This is a genomic window from Photobacterium aquae, from assembly GCF_001029445.1.
Taxonomy (GTDB): domain Bacteria; phylum Pseudomonadota; class Gammaproteobacteria; order Enterobacterales; family Vibrionaceae; genus Photobacterium; species Photobacterium aquae.
Genome location: NZ_LDOT01000093.1, coordinates 1 through 696 on the forward strand (window position 1 = coordinate 1; position 696 = coordinate 696).

Annotated in this window: 1 protein-coding gene; it reads right to left on the minus strand. The window is 44.8% G+C overall.

Annotation, left to right across the window (positions count from 1 at the left end; genetic code table 11):
• Positions 1-582: ISNCY family transposase (locus tag ABT56_RS23785; RefSeq protein WP_169753962.1), on the minus strand; the 582-nt coding region annotated here is incomplete at its 3' end.
• Between the last annotated feature and the right edge of the window lie 114 nt (positions 583-696).

Below are 696 nucleotides of genomic sequence, written 5' to 3' on the forward strand. Positions count from 1 at the left end.
ATGTTGGTCAATATATTCACGTGTAGTGACCATGTAATCGAAAGCGGATTCAGTTTCGCTAAATCTCAGATTCATCAATCGACCCGTAGCGTCATCGATGTAAACCAAGAGGCAGCATTTAGGACTGCGACCTTCAAACCAATCATGGTGAGAGCCGTCGATTTGAACAAGCTCACCAAGACAATCACGGCGGTAACGAGGTTGGTAAACACGAGGCTTACGCTTGGCGTGAGGAACCCAGAGGCCGTCTGCGATCATCCATTGACGGAGCGTTTCAACAGAAACATGAATGTCATGGCGTTCAGTCAGTTTTTCATGGGCAAGTGTTGGACCAAAGTCTGTGTAATGTTCACGGATCAAAACCAAACATCGAAGTTTCACTGAACGGTTAATTCGGTTACTCGAAGGTTGACCGCGGCGTTGATGAACAATGGCCTCAGCGCCATGTTGTCGAAAGCGTGTTACGAGTCGCTGAACTTGACGAACGCTAAGGGAAAGAACACGGGCAGCATCTGCACGACGGATCCGTTTTTCACAAACATCTCGGATAGCACCAAGTTTTAAAATCTCTTTGTCATTCATAGTTACCAACATCATTTAAAGCTCGTATCAACCAAATAGATACGAATTAAGATAGGTAAAAACGGGACATTTTAGCTTTGCAGAAAAGAGACATTTTAACTTTGGGCTATCACC